At 58.4% G+C, this 18983-nt stretch carries 11 protein-coding genes and 4 pseudogenes; 5 read left to right on the top strand and 10 right to left on the bottom strand.

Annotation, left to right across the window (positions count from 1 at the left end):
- Nucleotides 1–57 precede the first annotated feature (57 nt).
- Nucleotides 58–1623 (bottom strand): ABC transporter substrate-binding protein, encoded by a 1566-nt coding sequence (locus H0241_RS19290; RefSeq protein WP_181059202.1) that lies wholly within the window; start codon nucleotides 1621–1623, stop codon nucleotides 58–60.
- Nucleotides 1624–1826: 203 nt separating this feature from the next.
- Here H0241_RS19290 and H0241_RS19285 point away from each other — a divergent pair, with 203 nt between their 5' ends.
- Together H0241_RS19285 and H0241_RS19280 are read left to right on the top strand one after the other, a co-directional pair.
- The gene (locus H0241_RS19285; protein WP_181059201.1) at nucleotides 1827–2729 is read left to right on the top strand and encodes a LysR family transcriptional regulator; all 903 of its coding nucleotides are present in this window, start codon (nucleotides 1827–1829) and stop codon (nucleotides 2727–2729) included.
- A gap of 156 nt (nucleotides 2730–2885) precedes the next feature.
- Nucleotides 2886–3218 (top strand): annotated as a pseudogene (locus tag H0241_RS19280) (transposase); the annotation flags it as partial.
- Here H0241_RS19280 and H0241_RS19275 read toward each other — a convergent pair.
- Nucleotides 3170–4198, bottom strand: a pseudogene (locus H0241_RS19275) (IS110 family RNA-guided transposase); the annotation flags it as partial. The pseudogenes H0241_RS19280 and H0241_RS19275 overlap by 49 nt on opposite strands.
- A 235-nt stretch (nucleotides 4199–4433) precedes the next feature.
- Here H0241_RS19275 and H0241_RS19270 point away from each other — a divergent pair.
- Nucleotides 4434–4649 (top strand): annotated as a pseudogene (locus H0241_RS19270) (transposase); the annotation flags it as partial.
- Nucleotides 4650–4814: 165 nt separating this feature from the next.
- On the opposite strand, the pseudogene H0241_RS35700 reads toward H0241_RS19270, so the two are convergent.
- Together H0241_RS35700 and H0241_RS19265 are read right to left on the bottom strand one after the other, a co-directional pair.
- Nucleotides 4815–5376, bottom strand: a pseudogene (locus tag H0241_RS35700) (transposase); the annotation flags it as partial.
- Between the two features lie 240 nt (nucleotides 5377–5616).
- Complete coding sequence (locus tag H0241_RS19265; RefSeq protein WP_181059200.1) at nucleotides 5617–6354, bottom strand: class I SAM-dependent DNA methyltransferase; 738 nt, start codon at nucleotides 6352–6354, stop codon at nucleotides 5617–5619.
- A 982-nt stretch (nucleotides 6355–7336) separates the two neighbouring features.
- Between H0241_RS19265 and H0241_RS19260 the strand changes: the two genes are divergently transcribed.
- Nucleotides 7337–9973, top strand: coding sequence for an AMP-binding protein (locus tag H0241_RS19260; RefSeq protein WP_181059199.1), 2637 nt, complete (start codon nucleotides 7337–7339; stop codon nucleotides 9971–9973).
- A gap of 39 nt (nucleotides 9974–10012) precedes the next feature.
- Entirely contained in the window at nucleotides 10013–10894 is an 882-nt protein-coding gene (locus H0241_RS19255) for a PhzF family phenazine biosynthesis protein (RefSeq protein WP_181059198.1), read from the top strand.
- Nucleotides 10895–11451: 557 nt separating this feature from the next.
- Here the strand turns inward: H0241_RS19255 and H0241_RS19250 are convergent.
- From H0241_RS19250 to bioB, 6 genes are all read right to left on the bottom strand, one after another.
- Nucleotides 11452–12594 (bottom strand): porin, encoded by a 1143-nt coding sequence (locus H0241_RS19250; RefSeq protein ID WP_181059197.1) that lies wholly within the window; start codon nucleotides 12592–12594, stop codon nucleotides 11452–11454.
- Nucleotides 12595–13768: 1174 nt separating this feature from the next.
- Complete coding sequence (locus tag H0241_RS19245; RefSeq protein ID WP_181059196.1) at nucleotides 13769–14752, bottom strand: beta-ketoacyl-ACP synthase III; 984 nt, start codon at nucleotides 14750–14752, stop codon at nucleotides 13769–13771.
- A complete protein-coding gene (locus tag H0241_RS19240) occupies nucleotides 14749–16014 on the bottom strand; it encodes an adenosylmethionine--8-amino-7-oxononanoate transaminase (RefSeq protein WP_181059195.1) in 1266 nt (421 codons plus the stop codon). The genes H0241_RS19245 and H0241_RS19240 overlap by 4 nt, the downstream gene beginning before the upstream one ends.
- Nucleotides 16014–16649, bottom strand: coding sequence for a dethiobiotin synthase (bioD, locus tag H0241_RS19235; RefSeq protein WP_181059194.1), 636 nt, complete (start codon nucleotides 16647–16649; stop codon nucleotides 16014–16016). The genes H0241_RS19240 and bioD overlap by 1 nt, the downstream gene beginning before the upstream one ends.
- On the bottom strand, nucleotides 16646–17785 hold the full coding sequence (locus H0241_RS19230; protein WP_181059193.1) for an 8-amino-7-oxononanoate synthase: 1140 nt from the start codon (nucleotides 17783–17785) through the stop codon (nucleotides 16646–16648). The genes bioD and H0241_RS19230 overlap by 4 nt, the downstream gene beginning before the upstream one ends.
- On the bottom strand, nucleotides 17782–18741 hold the full coding sequence (bioB, locus tag H0241_RS19225) for a biotin synthase BioB (protein WP_407941760.1): 960 nt from the start codon (nucleotides 18739–18741) through the stop codon (nucleotides 17782–17784). Before bioB ends, H0241_RS19230 begins: the two co-directional genes overlap by 4 nt.
- Nucleotides 18742–18983: the final 242 nt, after the last annotated feature.

Below are 18983 nucleotides of genomic sequence, written 5' to 3'. Positions count from 1 at the left end.
GGAAGCTTGCGCGCTCGAAACCTTTCGAGCGCGCAGTGAAGCGTCGCAATGCGCCTATCAGGCTTCGAACCAGCAACGCGCGAAGTTTTTCGCTTCGCCGTGAAAGTGATTGCCCACGAAACCCTGAACGTTTTTCGCTAGCCCATTGATGGATGGCGAGAACATCAAGGTTATGTGGCCCGCGTCCTCCTGAACCATTTTTGCGGCATCATGGTACAGAGACTTGCGCCTTTCGACGTCGAGTTCTGACCTGGCCTCGACGAGAAGCTTGTCAAATTCCGGCCGGTACCAGTTACCGTCGTTCCATGGAGAGTCGCTTGCGAATGGCTGGGTAAAAGCCTGATCTTCCGTGGCCAGGCTGCCGAAATAGGAGGCGCAGAAGGGCTTTTTCATCCAGACGTCGCTCCAATAACCGTCGGCCGGCACACGCTTTGGATTGATGGAAATGCCAGCTTTGGCCGCTGATTGCTGGAAGATTTCTGCGGCATTGACTGCGCCGGGGAACACGGACTCGGACGTGTACAGATCGATCGCACCGCTGTGACCAGACTTCTTGTAATAGAAGCTAGCTTTATCGGGATCGTAAGTGTGCTGGGGCAGTTCGGAATAAAGAGGATAGATCGAATTGATGGGATTGTCGTTGCCGATAGAGCCGTATCCTGCCTGCGTAGTTTTTAAGATCAAATTCCGATCAACCGCATACTTGAGCGCTAGCCGCAAGTCGGGATTGTCGAATGGTGCCTTGTTCGTCTGCATCACGAAATAGTTGAACGTGGTCGTATCCGCTACGTCGATCTCGACTGATGGGGAATTCTTAAGCCGCTCGACAAGATTCGGCGTGAGCTCTGAGGCAAAGTGGGTTGTCCCGGCTAGAAGTGAGGACATCCTAGCCATATCATCATTGACAACCAAGATCTCAAGCTCGTCGAAGAATGGCTGCTCTGGCCTGAAATACTTCGGATTACGCTTGAAATTATAGCGGACGCCCGGTTGTGCTGAGGCAAGGATAAACGGTCCAGTCCCGATTCCCTTGGCCGGGTCTTCTCCCTCGGGTTGAGCGATAAGCGCAGCGTTGGTCATCAGGTACGGGAAGTTGACGTCGGGGGCAGACAGGGTCACCGTCAATTGGTGAGGGCCGTCCACCTTGATGTCCTTGATCGCCTTCATCAGGGCTGCTGCGCCCGATTTCGTATCGGGACCGCGGTGACGGTTCAGCGAGTAGACCATGTCTTTAGCCGTAAATTCTTTACCGTTGTGAAAGGTGACGTCCTTTCTCACGGTAAATTTCCAGGTTTTTCCGCTGTCGCCCGGCTCCCAGGTCTCAGCCAGCTCGCTGGCCAATTTTCCATCCATAGTGCGCTCCAGCAGCCGGTTGCCAAGCTGATAGGAGACAAACAGCGGGACCGAGGAAGGCATATTCGTAGGGTCAACCGTATCGGTCGTCGATCCACCCTTGACCCCGGCGATAAATTTGCCACCACGTCGTGGTGTTTGAGCAAATGCCGTTGTGGGCAGAACAATGCGGCCTACAGCTCCGGCTATGCCGAGACCCACGGATCCACGGAGCAAAGCTCGTCGATCAAGCTTGAGCAACGGCTTGTTGCTCGTATCTTCAAAATCCATCGTTAGCTCCCATTGGCTTTTGGCGGCCGTCAACGGCGGTTCCCTTGTGGGTCTCTCGTCCGGGCGATCGGCACCTCAACGTCGCAACTCTAGCTTCCGAATTACCGGCGTCCCAATACAACTTTGGCACCGATTATTATTGATTTTGTTATGAATGGGGGGATAAAAGCAGCAGTAGACATAGCGTCGTATGGAACACTTGGATGGCATCTCCGTCCCTTGAAATGAGGGAGCTTCGTGCCTTTGTGGCTGTTGCAGAGGAGCTAAGCTTCGTGGGTGCTGCGAAGCGGCTTAACATTGCCCAGCCGGCCTTAAGCAGAACAATCAGCATGCTGGAAGCCAAGCTCGGTGTGCAGCTTCTAGACCGGACGACTCGATCAACACGTGTCACCCTGGCCGGCAAAGTCTTTCTAGCGGAAGCGCACTATACGCTCGCTCAAATGAAAAGGGCGGTTCAGCTCACGCAAGAGGCAGAGATCGGCCTCACCGGCGAACTGCGAGTTGGCTACATGGATTTTGCGATCCACGGCCCTATGGTACCCCTCCTGGCTGAATTTAAGCGGACTCACCCGCTTGTGAAAGTCAGCTTAAAACGTCATCGATCAGACGCACAGTCCACCGATCTTAACGCCAATCGTATCGATGTTGGCTTTGCCGTAAGGCACCGCTTTCAGGGCAACGTAGAAGTAATGCCGTTCACGCAAGAGCCGTTGGTCGCTGTGATCAGCCGACACCACCGGCTCGCGGGACAGGAACGCGTTTCACTGAGTGATCTTGCTGAAGAGCCGTTCGTTATGGGTGATCGCGAGGGCTGGGAACTTTACCTTCCGACGGTGGAGGCATTCTGTGCAACTGCCGGGTTCGTGCCGAGGATTGCCCTTGAGGCGCAGGATGGCGCTACCATCTTCAGTATGGTGGCAGCAGGCCTCGGCGTTACGGTTTATCCGTCATGCGTCCGCAACGCTGAGCTACCAAACCTGGTGATAAAAGAATTTGTCGAGGCTTCGCCACTGGTCGAAACATTTGTTTTGACCAGGCAGGCGGGCTACTCGTTGGTGACCGGCAAGATGGTGACCTACCTCCAGCATCTGATTTCAGTGATGTAGGCAGGCAGCAAGCTACCTGGGTCGCTCATTTGACTAAAAAAATGGTGCAGAAGGGTTTGCGGGTGAATGTCGATTTCAAGAGTCGCTATCCGGGCTTCGGGACTGTCAGGAATTCTGTGCGCAAGGCCATGATGATGGAAAGGAGAGAATCATCACATGGCTATCGAGAAGGAACTTCTGGACCAACTGCTTGCCGGCCGCGATCCGAATGAGGTGTTTGCCAAGGACGGATTGCTCGACGACCTGAAGAAGGCGCTTTCAGAGCGAATTCTGAACGCTGAACTCGACGAGCATCTCGAGGGCGACCGCACCGATGGCAGCGCCAATCGCCGCAACGGCCATTCGAGGAAGTCGGTTCTGACGGGCACGTCGAAGATGACGCTGTCGATCCCGCGCGACCGGGCTGGGACCTTCGATCCGAAGCTGATCGCCAAATACCAGCGCCGCTTTCCCGACTTCGACGACAAAGCCGCCACCAGCGCCGGGCGAGCCCAGAAGTAGTCCTGCTCCTTTGTCAGCAAATGCCAGATCAACACGGCGAGCTTGCGGGCGAGCGCCACGGCTGCGACCTGATGGCCGCGCTTGTTGCGGATGCGCAGTAAGAAGGCCCTGAGCGGTCCGGGCGCCTTCGCCGCCGCCCAGGCGGCCATGGCGCGGGCATGGGAACGCCCATGTTTGCTGATCCGGCCATACTGCGCCAAGCCAAGACCGGATTGACGCACACGAGGATTGAGGCCGAAGTAGCTCACCAGCTTCTGCGGTTCGCGAAACCGCCGGATGTCGCCGACGGCGGCGATGATACCACTCGCGACGATGGCATTGACGCCGGTGATCGTCTGAAGCCGCCGGACTTGCACGTCATCAACTGGGGCGATCTCCCGATCGAGGTGAGCCAGATCCTCGGCTAGGCGGTCGATCTCGCGGATGTGGTGAGCGATAGCGGCCCGCTCGTCGTCGGGAAGCACCTGCCGCTCGAGCCAGACGCGACCCCGACGGTTGAACAGATCGGCATGCGGGCACTTCGGCACGAGGTGCGCCTGCAGGATGCCATGCACCTCGTCCCTCACGCGCGTGCGATGCCGCACGACCTGGTTGCGCCGCGCGACGAGGCGGCGAAGCCGCTCAGTCCGCTCATCGGGAACCCAAACCTCCGGCAGAAAGCCGCTGGCATGGAGCTGCGCCAGAACCCCGGCATCGATCTTGTCGGTCTTGATCCTGGCATGGGCGATCGCCTTCACCTGCATCGGGTTGGCGACGATCACCCGGTCGACATAGGGCGACAGAACCCGCACCACCGCCATTGCGTTGCCCGTAGCCTCGACGACAATCTCATCCGTCCGTCGCAAACTGCGGCCAAACCCTTCCAGTCCCGAGCGGGTCATGCCGACCCGTCTGTAATGGCGCAGCATTTTCGAAAGCACCACCTCCGCAAAGATGTGGTGGATGTCCATTAAAATCACGCGTCTCATCGGCTCCCTCTCCTCAAACAGTCGGGAGCTGGCGGGCGACGCGACACCTACGGATTCGCGCTCTCGGCGCAACCGGGCAGGTCGCCGGGGCGGCCAGCTACTAACGCAAGCTCGCAGCTCATCGAATATATCGGACTGCCCGCACTTGGCGTGCTCCCGGTGCCCCTGTCCCGGATGGTCGCACCATACGCCGAAAATCGATCATCTCCAGCGGGGATCGGATGGCACCGTCATGATCATACCGGCTACCAACGCCACCGAGGCGCTGAACTCGAAGCTGCGTCGCGCCGTTCGCACCAGCGGACACTCCCCCAGTGACGATGCGGCCATGAAGCTGCTATATCTTGTTTTGAACCATGCGGCCGAGGACTGGAAACGACCGCCGCGCGAATGGTTCGAGGCAAGGACCCAGTTCGCCGTCGTCTTCGGCGAGAGGTTCGTCAGCCAATGACGAAATCGGCCTCGCGCACAGAATTCCTGACCGTCCCCGTTGAAGGATCTGCCAGACAGAGCCGACGCATAACACAGCGATGGGTCACGAACGTTTACCGCCGCAGATCATCGCCTGTCCAGTCTGGCTCTGATACAGTTCTCCACCTGAGGCCGGTAACATCCCACGTTGCACGTGGGCATAGCGCTCGTGGCTGGATCAGCGCCAGCTTGGAGACGCACATAGCTCTGGCGCAAATGGAGCCCCTTCCTCTTGGCCATGCGCACCAGCCGCTCGCGCGCCGGGGGATGAGCTTGCGTGTCGGCCGGTTTCACCGCCCCGGTCTCGACCGCAAGGCTGAGGCTTTCCTACAACAGCGCCATGATCCGCTCCTCGCCCATGTGGCTGCGCCAGCGCGTCATCAACGAGCGGTCGAACGGCAGCGCATGACAGAAAAAAAACCTCGCGGGTGAGATACTGGAATAGGGGTTGTCCACCAGCGCTGCATAGCACCTCGTCTGACAGTTTGAAGGTGTGCGTGAGGATCGCCAACCCCGCAACCAGCCAGGGCGGTAGTGGCGGCATGCCAGTGCCGTCCGAATAGACGGCGCGGAAACGCTCCTTCAGCTCCGGGCAGTCGATCGCCTGCCAGTCGCACCAGTTCGTGCTTGATATTGATGATCTGGTCGAGCCTGAAGCGGAACAGGTCCTGCTCTCCCGTCTCGCGCTTCTCGCGTAGCTTGGACATTCGCCGTCCCTTCGATTCGCCACCGCCGGCCGAGTGAATCACGCTCCGCAGCACAAGGTGCAGGAAAACAGCGCCCAAATACCGCTTATCATGCAATTCCCAACCTGCCGTCCGCCTCAATCAACTTGCCAGATCAACCGCTTGCGGCGAGTTCACGGCCGACTGTCGTGCCTCACCGATTAAACGCAACCGAATGCCAATGTCGAAGCGATCATAGTTAAAGTCAGGCTAGTCGCTGCACTACAGGGTGGAGCGACGATAGAGGGAGATATTACGTGTGGAGGCTTGGGTGAACGCTCCTCCCGTCCAATCGGACAAACGCTCTACCAGCTTTAACCCCGCGCAGTCGGCCATTGTATCGAGTTCCTGATGATGCACATATCGTACCCGATGTGCCAAACGCCGGACCGATGTTTCGGAAAACCACAGAAACGATGAAACCAAGTTCTGCCTCAATGCATCGTGCACGTCCGTACGGAGAATTGTGTTCACTTGATCGACAAGTAACGTCGTTGTTTTCTGGCCGTTGATGAACCCATCCAAGGCCGGAACTTCTATTTCTATTGCCAATGTACCTCCATCCTTTAAGGCTGATGCAGCAGACCGGAGGCAAGCAATTTGCGCTTCGCGCGTGTATAGCAGCATAAACGTGTTGTAAATACAGAACACGGCGTTATAGCGGTCGAGTGAAGTGAAATTGGCGATGTCCCCATGCCGAGCTTTAACTACGTCCGTGCGGCTAGCAAGCAGTTTAAGCATGCTCTCGGAATTGTCGATCCCTTCCACTTTGACTCCCCGCGCGCTCAACGGAACAGCTACGCGTCCGTCGCCGATGCCGAGTTCGAGCGCATTGCCTCCGCTGCAATGTCGCTCCAGAAAGGCGGCCGTGTCGTCTGCCTCAGTTATTTTGCCTCGGACCTCAGTTATTTCCTCATAGACTGACGCCCAATCGTCCGCGTAAATGAAATCGTGTGACATTGTCGACGCTACTCCAGGGTTATGAGTCAACTTGACCAAGTGAACATACTTTGCTCACCTATCGAGACATAAATGCTGGAGGGACTCCCGCACTGCCCAACGAAAGCCCTCAAACCCCGTGCCAATTCAGTGACCAAGCCTAGGATCGAATTTCGCGAACAAATTCAGCTGTTTACTTAAACAAGACAATCAGCAGGTTTTGTCACGGACCCAACACGACGATGAGTTCGGGCGCGCGTGTCTAGTTGCGACCTACCCATGTCGAATGTTTCGAATGGACGGTAGCGAGGCCCTTTGGATCTCCCAGAGGCAATGCCGAAGGCGGTCCGACGGTCTGGCTGTTCGCCATTGCGCTGCTCATGGCCGAATCGCGCAGCGGATGGCGCGTCACGCGGATGAAGCTCAAGGATCGGAGGAATGGCTTGCGGAACTGCGTGCCTGTGCACACGCCGCGATCAGGCCCTTGCCAATGAAGGAGCTAGAAAAAGTGCCAGAGCTTTCTGTGGACTCGGCGGCAGCCCCGTTCTGACCCGCGACCTGCGGCAGCCAAGACATCACCGAAATGGACCAAGCCTTCGCATTGGGACGCTGCTGTCGTGGAGTGCACCGTGTCTAGGCAAAGGGCGGTTGCGCAGAACCATTCACCAGCGCCGGGGCATGCTCGGCCTCGGTGGGCGAATGGACACGGCCTCGACCCCCCCTGCAATCGATCGCATCTGCAGGTACATCGCGAGGGAGTCCTAATCGGCAAACCGACAGCGCCCCACGACGTCGCTAACCCGACAATACCGGTGGCCTGTCAAGGTCGCGACAGGATAGCGCTAGATGCGATGTCCGCGGCAGATCACTAAAGCCATTGAAGAATCTCGGGGTAGGTTCCGAACTACTCCTCCGCGGGGTTGGCACGATAATTGAGACCCCCACGAAATGAGATTGGCCGTATGCGGTCAGTTCACGAAAACTGCAAGTGGAGATCCCTACGATGCAGATTTTAGTGCCGACCATGTCCGGTCCTCGCCGGCCGTTACGTTTTCCCGGTGACAACATAGCCGATGTGATTGCCAAGACTCTGGATAAGTTTGGATCCAACACGGCTGTGCGCACGAAAGATGGCGGCGACCTAAGCTATCGGCAGTTGGGCATGTCCGCGTCGACTCTTGTGGGGAGTTTCGAGGCCATCGGCATTCGTCCTGGTGATGCGGTTATTCTCAAGCTCCCCCGATCAGTTGATTTGGTCGTTGTCATTTTTGCTACTCAAATGCTGGGCCTTGTATTTGTGCCTGTTGACCCATCGGAATTGGACCAGAGGTTGGATCATATCATCCGCAACACGAAGGCCAAGGCCATCGTTAGCCTGGATCTAAGGGGTTCAATGCGCGTAGAGCGCCTCCCTACACGCGATGGTGTCAACGCCGCATTCCCAAACATAGCATACATTATGCATACCTCCGGGAGCACGGGGATCCCGAAAGGGGTACCCGTCTCCCAGGGGGCCCTGCTGAATCTGATCGACTGGTATATCGAGATGACCGATTTCTCGGAGGGCACAAGCATTGCGCAGCTTACGCGGCCAGCATTCGATGTCTCAATCCCCGAGTTCTTCCTACCATTTGCGACCGGGGGCACAATTGTGTTGCCTGCCACGCAACTGCAAGCTCAGATCATGCAGACAATCGAATTTCTCACTGAGAGCCACGCGAACGTCATTCAGATGGTTCCAACACTACTACGACGGTTTATCGGGACTCTCGAACGCCTCCCCGGTGTGGCGGAACGGTTCACGGATCTCAAGTATGTGGTCTGCAATGGTGAGACCTTGCCAGACTCGCTTAGGCGGCGATTTTACGTGATTCTTCCTAACACTTCCTTGGTGAACAGCTACGGACCAACCGAGTGCTGTGTTGCCGTTAGCTATCACTATTGTCGCCGAGAGGATGTTGATCTCCCGATGTTCATCGGCAAACCAGCATACAACGTCGATTTCTACATTCTTGACGAAAGTAATGCGAGCGTTGGTTGTAACGTTGAGGGCGAGCTCTGGGTTGGGGGAGTGCAAACGTCCCAACGCTACGTAGCTGACGAAGCTCAGTCGAAGCTTCGTTTCGTGACTTTCTCGACGGCTAACGGTGAGCAAGTGCTTTACCGCACCGGAGACTATGTCGCAGCATCGGAAGAAGATGGGTTGCGGTTTCTCGGCAGAAACGACGATCAAATTAAGTATCGAGGAACTCGACTGGAAAAAGGGGAGATTACCAGCGCCATTGACAGGACCGGCCTATGCAAAGATACGGCGGTGGTCGTGGTGGATAAAGACGATGACAAGGGCCAAGATTTGGTCTGCATGGTGACACCCGGGGACGCCGATGTGGTGAAAATTCATCGGCGACTCGCGGAGGTCCTGCCGAATGATCGCGTTCCGAGGCTCGTTGTCCCTCTTGTCGGGCTTCCTTTCACTGCCAACGGAAAACTTGACCAACGAGCCCTTGAGAGAATTGCCAAGGAGGAGCTCAGGGCGAACTCGAACGATGCCACACCTCAGACGGAAAATTCGAATGGGACCCCATTGGATCACCTGCTGCAAGCGGTCCACGCCGTCATGGGAAGATGGGTATTTGCCGGCCTGACAGCCCGGGAGTGCGACATAGATTCACTTAGTTTCCTAGATATTCAGCTCAAGTTGGCGGAAGCTGGCCTTAAGTTTGGCGAAGATGTCTATCAAAATCAAGACCTGTCGCTCGGGGAATGGGCAAAGCAAATTCAACCGTTGTGTTGCAGTGAATTCCATGGGAGAACCACAGGCAAGAGCAGAGAGGGTACCAAGTTTAGGCGCGAGTTGGTGGAGATTATAGAATACATCGAAAATAGGTCACCAAGTACAATTATGCTGCACTCGTCACTTGCAGCTTTACGGAACGTGACTGCCAAGGAGGTGACGGCCATACTTCTTGAAGGGTTAGAGCGGATAGCGGCGTCGGCGACCATTATGATCCCGGCATTCACTTTGAGCTACTGCTCCACTCGGCGTTTTCACTGGTCGGAAAGCAAGTCTGAGACCGGGGTGTTAGCAGATCTTGTGATGCGAGAACTTCCTGCTGGGCGCACCAAACATCCGGCCTATTCTATGGTCGTGGCCGGCCCGAGTATGCGCGAATTGTGCGAAGTCGACTGGTGGAGATGCAGTCCGTTTGGTGACGACTCGATCTTTGGGGAGATAAGCCGTTCATCTGGTCTAATTGTCGGCCTAGGCACGTCAAGCTTTACTCATGTTCACCGGTGCGAAGTCATAGCGGATGTGCCTTACAGCAAGACGATCAACTTGCAAGGGCGCGCCGATTTCGGAGGCGGCGCGATTGACGTGTCGACGCCCGTTTATACACGAGACGTCAAAGCGCGACCCGAATATTGGTTTCTTGGACATGATACCATGCGTGACATTCGCGAGATGAGAGATCTTGTGCGGGAGTTCGCAATAGCTGGGACCTATGCAAGGCTGGTAGACGCAGGAGATATGGAAACCAGGCTGGTTCCCATCATGCGAGCTGAACCATTCGGATTCCTACACCAGAACGCCAGAGCCGATGCACGGCGGGCATATCCGAGCGAAGAGCGGAATTCTTAGCCGTGGCATGTTTGGATGGGTGGCCTAAGGAGATTGGAAATGACAGCCCAAAAAGGCTTTATTCTACCGCCAGCTTCGAGCAAGGATTCGTTTGGTGTGAGCCGCCCGCGTAACGATCGGTCGTCAGAGGTTGTATATGCGTTTGCGGACGACCGGTTCGCGGGCAATCCGGCGGCAGTTGTGCTTTATGACAGGTTCCCGGCGACGGCCGAGTGCCTGCTGCTGGCGCAACATTTTCGCCAGCCCGTGACAGTTTTTCTTCGCGCCTTACAGGAAATAGACCATTTCGAAGTTCGCTGGTTTACTCAAAACTCCGAACTGGACCTCTGTGGACATGCAACATTGGCAGCAACATATTGGCTATTTTGCGCCGGCTATTGTCGTTCCAATCGAGTCTTCTACCACTCCCGTGGAGGGCTTCTCGAGGGTTGGCGGAAAGGGGATATCGTACAAATCGCGCTTCCGGTAATTGAGACGATTCCTGCGGATCCGATGGAATACGAAATTGTCCAGAAAGCGATCGACATCCCGGTTAAGGAGATTCGAAAAGCCTATGACGATTATATTGTGGTAGTCGATGACGAACGTGCCGTTCTTGAGTACCTGCCGAACTTTCGCAGCATAGCTGAGATCGAATGCCGCGGTGTTGCTATCACGGGTTTGACGGATCGGGACGGCGCGATCGGTGAATTTGATTTCGTATCAAGGTTCTTTTCACCGAGGATCGCCATTGATGAGGATCAAGTTTGCGTTTCGGCCCATTGCAAGCTTTATCCTTATTGGGCGAGGCTCCTTCGTAGAACGGATTTGCGCGCGCTTCAGGCATCGGTGAGCGGCGGAATCCTTGAACTCTCATCATCGGACGGTCGCGTCATCGTTGGAGGAAAAGCCAAACTGGGCTCAACGATGGTGAGCACGTAGGCTGCCCAGGAGAGGCCGTCGCATATATCCTGCTGAGATTCCTAAAAGCGAACCGGCGTTGCGACCAAAGATGTGGCGAGTTCTGGACCCTGAGCTACCAATGTTGCTTGGTCGACCCAGGGGGCGCAAGCCATTTTACAGATGGCGGTGGGTTGTTAAACCCTTAAGAGTGGATTTGCGTGGTGAGGGGGCATCGGTGGAGATGGAAGCCGATTGGCGCATTGGCTACCCGATTTGGCAGTCTTCAGATCCAGCAGGGCGGACGTGCCCGGCGTATAGCCGGTCTGATCGGGCCTGGTGACGTAAGAGTGTACAGCAGATTACCGCGCGAGTGGCGAGCTCGGCTTGATCAGCCTCATTATTTCGGGAGACGGGGAGACGGCGAGCAATCGCATCTCTCTCAGAAGCGCTGACCGTCGAGTAATCGGGCGGACCAACAATTGGGCTGCTGGACGGGAACGGTGGCCTTGGCCTCCAGTCTCGCGTGGGTTCAGCGATCGTCTACAGGAGGTTATAGCACCGCTCGCGCAATCGACCACCGAGAGCTTTTCATTCCGTCAGAATGAGCGTTGGAAACTGAGGACGCCGCCGACGCTGTCTTTTTTGTCAGCCTTGGTCCAATTCACGTTCGAAGGGTCGACCATGCCGACGCCGAAATTGCCGTAGTGGTCGTAATCGATTTCGGCCGTCGCCGTGAAACCTGGCACGAGCGTGTAGACGACGTTTGCGGCCACACCATAGTTCTTGAACTGATCGCCAGAGAACCGAAGGTTCACCGACGTTTTCTTGTCGAACAAATAGGTGCCGCCGGCCCACAAGGCCCAGTTGCCGCCCCACTGTCTGTAGAACCCACGGCCATTGGCGTCGACGACATTGGCGGAGTCATCGTTGAGCTTGCCATTGGAACCATAGCCGATCATTCCGAATAGCGACAGCTGGTCCGCGACAATCACATCGATGCGGATCTTTCCGGCCACCGAGTCATAGTTGGTATCATAAGCGACAACGCTGGCGATCGCGCCCCACCCTTGCGTGTATCTCGCTCCACCGACGAAGTGCGGAACATAGCTATCGATAGTGCCGACCACACCCGAGCCCTCTTCGAGTGAGACCACAGCCGAAAAGCCGTTGTCCGCGTCGAAGTAGTACTGGATCACGTTCGTGTCGAAGTCGCCATATGGAGCAATCTTGTCATTTAGGACGTTGCCAGCGTAACCAATGAAACTGTCGAAGGCCGACCAGTCCTTCCCAAGTCGGAGGCCACCAAGCTGAATCCAAGCGAAAGTCAGCGCGATGTCGCTGTTGAAAGCATAGTTCTGAGGACTTTGCAGGCCGTTGCGCGTACCGAAGTTCAGGCGTGTTTCTGTGTAGGTCTTCAGTATGCCGAGCTCGGTTCCCTGACCTGTCCAGGTCTTGAATGCGAGGCGTGTGCTATTCCACCATGTTCCCTGATCCTTGCCAGTCCTGGCGTCGAAGGTTCTTGCGCCGTCATAGGATCCGACGTCGCCGAGGCCGATCTGGGAGCGAACATAGCCGCCGATGCGCAGACATGTCTCGGTGCCGGGAATGTAGAAATAGCCCGAACCGTAGACATCGCAGATGTTGACATATTCGATCGATTCCAGCTCGGTGCCGGCGGCGCGAGCATCGGAGACTGCGATCAGGGCCGCAGCCGAGCCGAGAACGCTCTTGATACTCATTCTTGATTTCCACTCAAAGACTAAAAAAGAGAAGGACATCGAAGAGCGAATCATTGTCCTATTCCCCATGCCTCGAAGAAAATGCATCGCGGCATAATTCTATCGGTCATACTGAATTGCTCCGGAACAAAATTGACATAACGAATGATACTCGTGCAGTAATTCCGAGCTTGTCACCAGCAAGCTTACGGCCTGCAAAGTGATGCTTTTGCGTGAACGACAAAGATTACGAGGTCATACACTCCTTGGAGAGCTGGAGAGCCGACCTGAGCGCAACATCGCTGTGGCGACCGCTCACAGGCGCAGCTCTTCAGCTAAATCATCTCGGGTGTTCAGCACTTCTAGCTCAATCCGCCATGCCCGTTGTCGGCCTTGCGGGTAGACCGTCAAAGCGGCTCCCGACGTTCATTGAGCAAGCGACGTGCCACATTGAAGACGTAGTTGTGCACTGACAGGAAAGTTCACCGGCAAGCCCGCGTCGGCTTGTTCTTTCGTGCCCTGAGCGTCACGCCGCGCATCAAAGCAAGCGTTTTGACCATGTTTACAATGTTCGAAACACGACAGTTTCGTTCAGTAGCGACAAACGCTTGTTACGCCGATTCCTCGCTTTTCCGACGGGGCGGTGATTTGTCGTACCGTGCGCGTTGGGCGCACCTTCAGCAGTCAGCAGGCGCTGGGCAGATCGCGGCGAAAGTGTGGTCCCGACACCCCTTCGTCTCGCGGGACATAGCGACGCCGCGCTTCCTTGGCATCCCCTGGACCTGCGCCGACTGACGGAAAGCGAAGTAATACCAAAGGCCGACCAGCCAAGACCGATCGGCCGTTACGTGACGTTCGCCGCGTGCGCAATGATTACTTACCAAAGGAGCGGCGGCAAAACTGGAACGTACTGACACAGCTCAAAGACAACAGGAGCGTGCAGCGACTAGACGTGGTCAGCGGCATGGGATGGTAGCTGTTGCAGATTTCGAACCGACAAAATATCGCGAGGCCGCCTTGGTATACGTGTATCCGACGGTGCCGCCACGGTCTGTACTGAAGACTATGAGGAATGGCTGAGCAGCCTGCCGGCCAAAATTCGGTGTAGCTTTATCTCCACATTCCGTTCTGCCGCGCGATGTGCTGGCGAATCGGCACGGGCGGAGGCCAAGGCGAGGACCACGCTAGGCTGGAACTAGACCCCAACGACCAGGGCTCCGCCGGAAAGCCCAGCCCCCGCTGCCGCCAGCAACAGTTTTTCGCCAGCTAGAATGGGTCTGATCCCGTGCGCCAGCGACAGTGACAAGGGGATGGTCGCGGCGGAAGAGTTGCCGTAATCGGCAATGGTCTTGACGATTGCGTCATCTGCAATGCCAAGGTTCCTGCCGACGGCATCGAAAATCCGGGCATTGGCCTGGTGCGGCACGAACCGATCGATGTCTTGCGGCCGCATTCGGGCAGCAGTGAGTGCACCTCTCGAGCAGTCAGTCATCATCTCCACCGCGTTGGCGAACACTTCACGGCCGTCAGTGATCGTCATTCGGGTCTGCGCCAGGTCGAGGTCGCCATGGAACGGCGTGTTGCTTCCTCCCGCGGGAATCTGGATCAGCCCGTAGCGCGAGCCGTCCGAATCCACCGAGGCGCCGAGAATGCCCCGATCCGGGTCGTCGCAAGGACCGATCACCATGGCGCCGGCGGCATCGGCAAACAGCACGGCGCTGGCACGCTCGGCCGGATTGATACGGCGGCTGAGGATGTTGGCGGCAATGACAAGGCTCGCTTTGCCGTGCAGGCGGGTGAATCCGTCGGCGAACATCAGTGCATAGACGAAACCGGCGCAGGCGCCGGTCAGATCGACCGCACCGGCGCGGCCCAGTCCCAGCCTATGTGCAACCAGGGGCGCGCTTGGTGGAAGGAGGTGGTCGGGTGTCGAGGTGGCCAGCAACAGCAGGCCGATGTCGCCGCGGCCGATGCCGGCATTCGCCAGCGCCATGTCGCCGGAATGCGCGGCAAGGCCCGAGAGCGTATCCTCTTCATTTGCCCAGAAGCGCGAACGAATTCCAGTGCGGCGTTCGATCCAGCCGGGCTCGAGCCCAAGACGGCTTTCGATTTCCGAATTCTCCACCTTGCGCGACGGCGCATGATGACCGAAGCCGAGAATGCGCGAAGATCGGTTCATGGCCGCCAACCGAAGCGTTCGCCGGCCTCCTCGATCGCCTCATAGAGCCCGTCCAACTCGTTGCCGGTGATGCAGTAGGGCGGCAGAAGATAAAGGACATTGCCGAGCGGGCGTACGAGCAGGCCGCGCTCGAGGAAGAATGCGCGCAGCTTCGGCCCGATCTCGGCCAGATAGCCAGCTGAGCCGGTGCGCAGATCGAGGGCCGCGATCGTGCCGACGCTTCGGCAATCGGTGAAATATGGATTTTGCCGGAAGCGTTGCAGTCCAGCGGCCTGCCTCGCGCTCAGGGCCGCGATCCGCTCTGCCACCGGCTCGTCACGCCAGATCTCGACATTGGCAAGTGCGGCCGCGCAGGCAATCGGATTGGCGGTGTATGAGCTCGAGTGAAAGAAGGTCTTCCTGCGGTCCTCGGAATAATGAGCCTGGAAGATGGCGCCGGTGGCAAGCGTGGCGGCCAGCGGGATGGCGCCACCGGTCAAGCCCTTCGAGGTGCACAGGATATCGGGAGAGATTGACGCCTGCTCGCAGGCGAACATCGTTCCGGTGCGCCCCCAGCCGGTCATCACCTCGTCGGCGATCAGCAGCGTGCCGGAAGCCTCGGCGATCTTCTTCAATTCCGCCAGAACCCAGGCCGGGTACATCAGCATGCCGCCGGCGCCGAGCACGAGCGGCTCGACAATCAGGGCGGCAGCGTGTCGGTCGCGGCTGACGGCCTCGAAGCGATCCAGCGTCTCCTGCTCGCGCCCAGCGGCCGGGAAGGGGATGGTGTCGACCTCGAACAGCAAGGGCTCGTAGGCGGCGTTGAACACGCCGCGGGCGCCGACGCTCATCGTGCCGATCGTGTCGCCATGATAGCTGTGCTCCATGACGACGATGCGCGAACGCGGCGCGCCGATGTTGCGGAAGTAGCCGAGCGCCATCTTCAGTGCGACTTCGACGCAGGTCGAGCCGCTGTCGGAATAGAACACCCGGTCGAGGCCGGGAGGAGCGAGGCCGACAAGCGCTTCGGCCAGCCTTTCGGCCGGCTCGTGGGTGAAGCCCGCGAAGATGATCTGGTCGAGGCTCGACGCGGTCGTCTCGATGGCCTTCATGATGCGGGGATGGCGGTGGCCATGGGTGACGACCCACCAGGACGAAATGGCGTCCAGGATGCGGGAGCCGTCGGCCTTGTGGAGATAGGCGCCTTCCGTCAGCACGATTTCAGGGATCGCGGGCTCAAGCGCGTGCTGCGTGAACGGATGCCAGACTCGAGACTGCGACATCATTCCCCTCCGGCAATCAAGGCCAGGTCGAAGCCAGCAATCATTGCTGCTCTCAGCTCTTCAGCTGTCAGCTCATCGAGGTGCGGTAGCCTGCCGAGCTGCCGCACGCCGCCCAACTCAATGATTGTCCGTTGCGTATCGGTCACTTCATCGCCGATGAATGCGATGCCGAGGAGCGGGATGGAACGGGCCCGTAGCGCTTCTATCGAGAGTAAGGTGTGGTTGATCGTGCCGAGCGCGGTGCCGGCGCATAGGATGACCGGCAGCCGCCACTGCTCGAAAATATCGATGAACATTGTCTGTCGATTGAGCGGCACCATCAACCCGCCGGCGCCTTCGATTACGAGCGGTGTCGGCAAAAGCGGAAAGGCAAGATCCGCCGCTTCGATGGCAACGCCATCGATCTCAGCCGAGCGATGCGGCGAGAGCGGGCTTTTCAAGCGATAGGCTTCCGGCAAGACGCGCCCCGCGGGCAAGCCGGAAAGCCGGGCAATGACCTCGCTGTCGGTCTCTGCGTCCAGGCCAGATTGCACCGGCTTCCAATAGAAGCCGTCAAGCAGCCCGGCGAGCCCTGCCGAAAATACTGTCTTGCCTATTCCGGTGCCTGTTCCGGTGACGACGAGGCGCTTGGTCATACCGAGGCCAGTACCTCGACAAGGGCCTCGACCATGGCCGAAATGTCGGCCTCGCCGACATTGAGCGTCAGTGAAATGCGCAGGCGCGATGTTCCCTCGGCCACGGTCGGCGGACGAATGCCGCGGATGTCGAAGCCGCGCGCCTGCAAGGCCGCCGCCACCGCCATCGTGCGTGCGACGTCGCCGATGACAAACGGCTGGATCTGCGAGCCGCTGGGCGTCACCCCGCACCGCTCGGCCAATTGCCGGCCCGCCAAGGAAATGCGCTCGCGCAACTGAACACGGCGCATCGGCTCCTCGGATATTATCACCAGCGCTTCGCGCGCCGCGACCGCCATCAGCGGCGATGGCGCGGTGGCATAGATGAATGGCCGGCAACGATTGACGAGATAATCGCACAGCACTGCAGGCCCGGTAACCAGCGCGCCGGATGCTCCCAGCGCCTTGCCGCATGTGTGGAGGGCTATGATATTGCCGCGGCCCTCGAATGCGGCCGCAAGGCCGTGGCCGTCCGGTCCCCAGACGCCGGTCGCATGCGCCTCGTCGACGACGATGAAGGCCTCGTGCCGATCGGCAAGTGCGACGAAGCTCTCCAACGGCGCAGACTCGCCATCCATGCTGTAGAGGCTTTCGACCGCGATCCACACGCGCCCCATGCCGCCATGCGCGCGCCAGCGCTTGATCGTATCGTCGACAGCGTCGACGTCGTTATGCCTGGAAAGAATGAACTGGGCGCGCCCGGCCTGCGCCCCTTCATGCATGCTGGCATGGGCGAGCTCGTCGAGGATCAACAGATCGCCCTTTTGTGGCAGTGTGCTCAGCAGAGCGAAGTTGGCGATATAGCCGCTGCCGAAGAACAACGCGCGTTCGGCTCCGAAGAACGCCGCAGCGTCCGCCTCCAGTGCCTCGTGTTCCGGTGCATTGCCGCGCAACAGCCGCGATCCGGTGGCGCCGACCGGAGTACCCCGTCCGATCGCGCCTGCGACCGCATCGCCAAGTCTCCTGGAGGCGGCAAGTCCGAGATAGTCGTTCGAGGAGAAATCGAGCCCGGTGCGCGGCGAAAGCGTCCGCAGCCGGTCCTTGCGCGCCAACCCCTGCAAGGTCGCCTCAAAGCGGGCAAGCGGCGGCTCGTTCATTTCACCTCACATTCCATCGGCTCGATGCCGAGACGCTGGAATAGAAGCCTGTCCTTGTCCTCGCCGGGATTATCCGCCGTCAGCAGCGTGTCGCCGACGAAGATCGAGTTGGCGCCGGCAAAAAAGCACAGCGCCTGCGTCTCTTCGCTCATGGCGGTGCGGCCCGCGGAGAGCCTTACATACGCCTTCGGCATCAAGATGCGGGCGAGCGCAATGGTACGGACGAACTCGATCGGATCGATGGGTTTGGACTGGCCGAGCGGCGTGCCATCGATCGGGATCAGCATGTTGATCGGCACGCTTTCCGGCGGCTCGGGCAGATTTGCGAGCGTGATCAGCATGTCGATGCGGTCGGCCCTTTCCTCTCCCATCCCGACAATGCCTCCACAGCAGACCTTCATGCCGGCCTCGCGCACATGCTCAAGCGTTTCCAGCCGGTCGGCGAAGGTCCTGGTGGAGACGATCTCACCGTAATAGCGCTCGGAAGTGTCGATGTTGTGGTTGTAGTAGTCGAGGCCGGCCTGCTTTAGACGAGTGGCCTGCTCAAGATCCAGCATGCCCAGGGTCATGCAGGTTTCCATGCCGAGCGCCTTGACACCCTCCACCATCGCCACGATCGCCTCCATGTCGCGGGCCTTGGGATTTCGCCAGGCAGCGCCCATGCAATAACGCGTGGCGCCGGCCTCGCGCGCCTTGGCCGCCTCGGCGATGACCCGCTCGACCTCCATCAGCTTCGACGCTTTCAGGCCAGTTCCATGATGCGCAGACTGGCTGCAATAGCCGCAATCCTCCGGGCAGCCGCCGGTCTTGATACTCAGCAGGCGGCTGAGCTGCACCCGGTTTCGATCGAAGTTCTGCCGATGGATGGTCTGGGCCAGGAAGAGCAGGTCGTTGAACGGCATGGCGTGGATTGCCTCGGCCTGTTTGCGGTTCCATCGCGGCAGTGCTCCGTCCATTGATTCCACGGCTTTGTTCATCCCCACCTCTTGCCGATCGTCATCGTGAAAAGTCGTTGTTTCTGGTCCACGAACGCGTGCCGCAGTTTGTGGCCGGCGAGTCTGGTCCGACATGAGCCATCCATCAGCGCAACCCGCCTGGAACCGCAGCGGGTCGAAGCCGAACCGCAACGGGGGTGCGGCCGTTGCAGCACCTTGTCTGCACATGCGGCTCCGAAGCTGGCAGCTCTTCAATTTTCGTT

Origin of the sequence: Mesorhizobium neociceri (assembly GCF_013520985.1) — a bacterium.
GTDB classification, from domain to species: domain Bacteria; phylum Pseudomonadota; class Alphaproteobacteria; order Rhizobiales; family Rhizobiaceae; genus Mesorhizobium; species Mesorhizobium neociceri.
Note: the sequence above shows the minus strand (reverse complement) of the source record. Positions and strands in the feature narration are given on the sequence as shown.

Excerpts from the sequence above, each read along its gene's own strand:
- bioD (WP_181059194.1), bottom strand. The coding sequence starts at position 16,649 with ATGACCAAGCGCCTCGTCGTCACCGGAACAGGCACCGGAATAGGCAAG.
- bioB (WP_407941760.1), bottom strand. The coding sequence starts at position 18,741 with ATGGACGGAGCACTGCCGCGATGGAACCGCAAACAGGCCGAGGCAATC.
- H0241_RS19285 (WP_181059201.1), top strand. The coding sequence starts at position 1,827 with ATGGCATCTCCGTCCCTTGAAATGAGGGAGCTTCGTGCCTTTGTGGCT.
- H0241_RS19250 (WP_181059197.1), bottom strand. The coding sequence starts at position 12,594 with ATGAGTATCAAGAGCGTTCTCGGCTCGGCTGCGGCCCTGATCGCAGTC.
- H0241_RS19260 (WP_181059199.1), top strand. The coding sequence starts at position 7,337 with ATGCAGATTTTAGTGCCGACCATGTCCGGTCCTCGCCGGCCGTTACGT.
- H0241_RS19255 (WP_181059198.1), top strand. The coding sequence starts at position 10,013 with ATGACAGCCCAAAAAGGCTTTATTCTACCGCCAGCTTCGAGCAAGGAT.
- H0241_RS19265 (WP_181059200.1), bottom strand. The coding sequence starts at position 6,354 with ATGTCACACGATTTCATTTACGCGGACGATTGGGCGTCAGTCTATGAG.
- H0241_RS19245 (WP_181059196.1), bottom strand. The coding sequence starts at position 14,752 with ATGAACCGATCTTCGCGCATTCTCGGCTTCGGTCATCATGCGCCGTCG.
- H0241_RS19230 (WP_181059193.1), bottom strand. The coding sequence starts at position 17,785 with ATGAACGAGCCGCCGCTTGCCCGCTTTGAGGCGACCTTGCAGGGGTTG.
- H0241_RS19290 (WP_181059202.1), bottom strand. The coding sequence starts at position 1,623 with ATGGATTTTGAAGATACGAGCAACAAGCCGTTGCTCAAGCTTGATCGA.
- H0241_RS19240 (WP_181059195.1), bottom strand. The coding sequence starts at position 16,014 with ATGTCGCAGTCTCGAGTCTGGCATCCGTTCACGCAGCACGCGCTTGAG.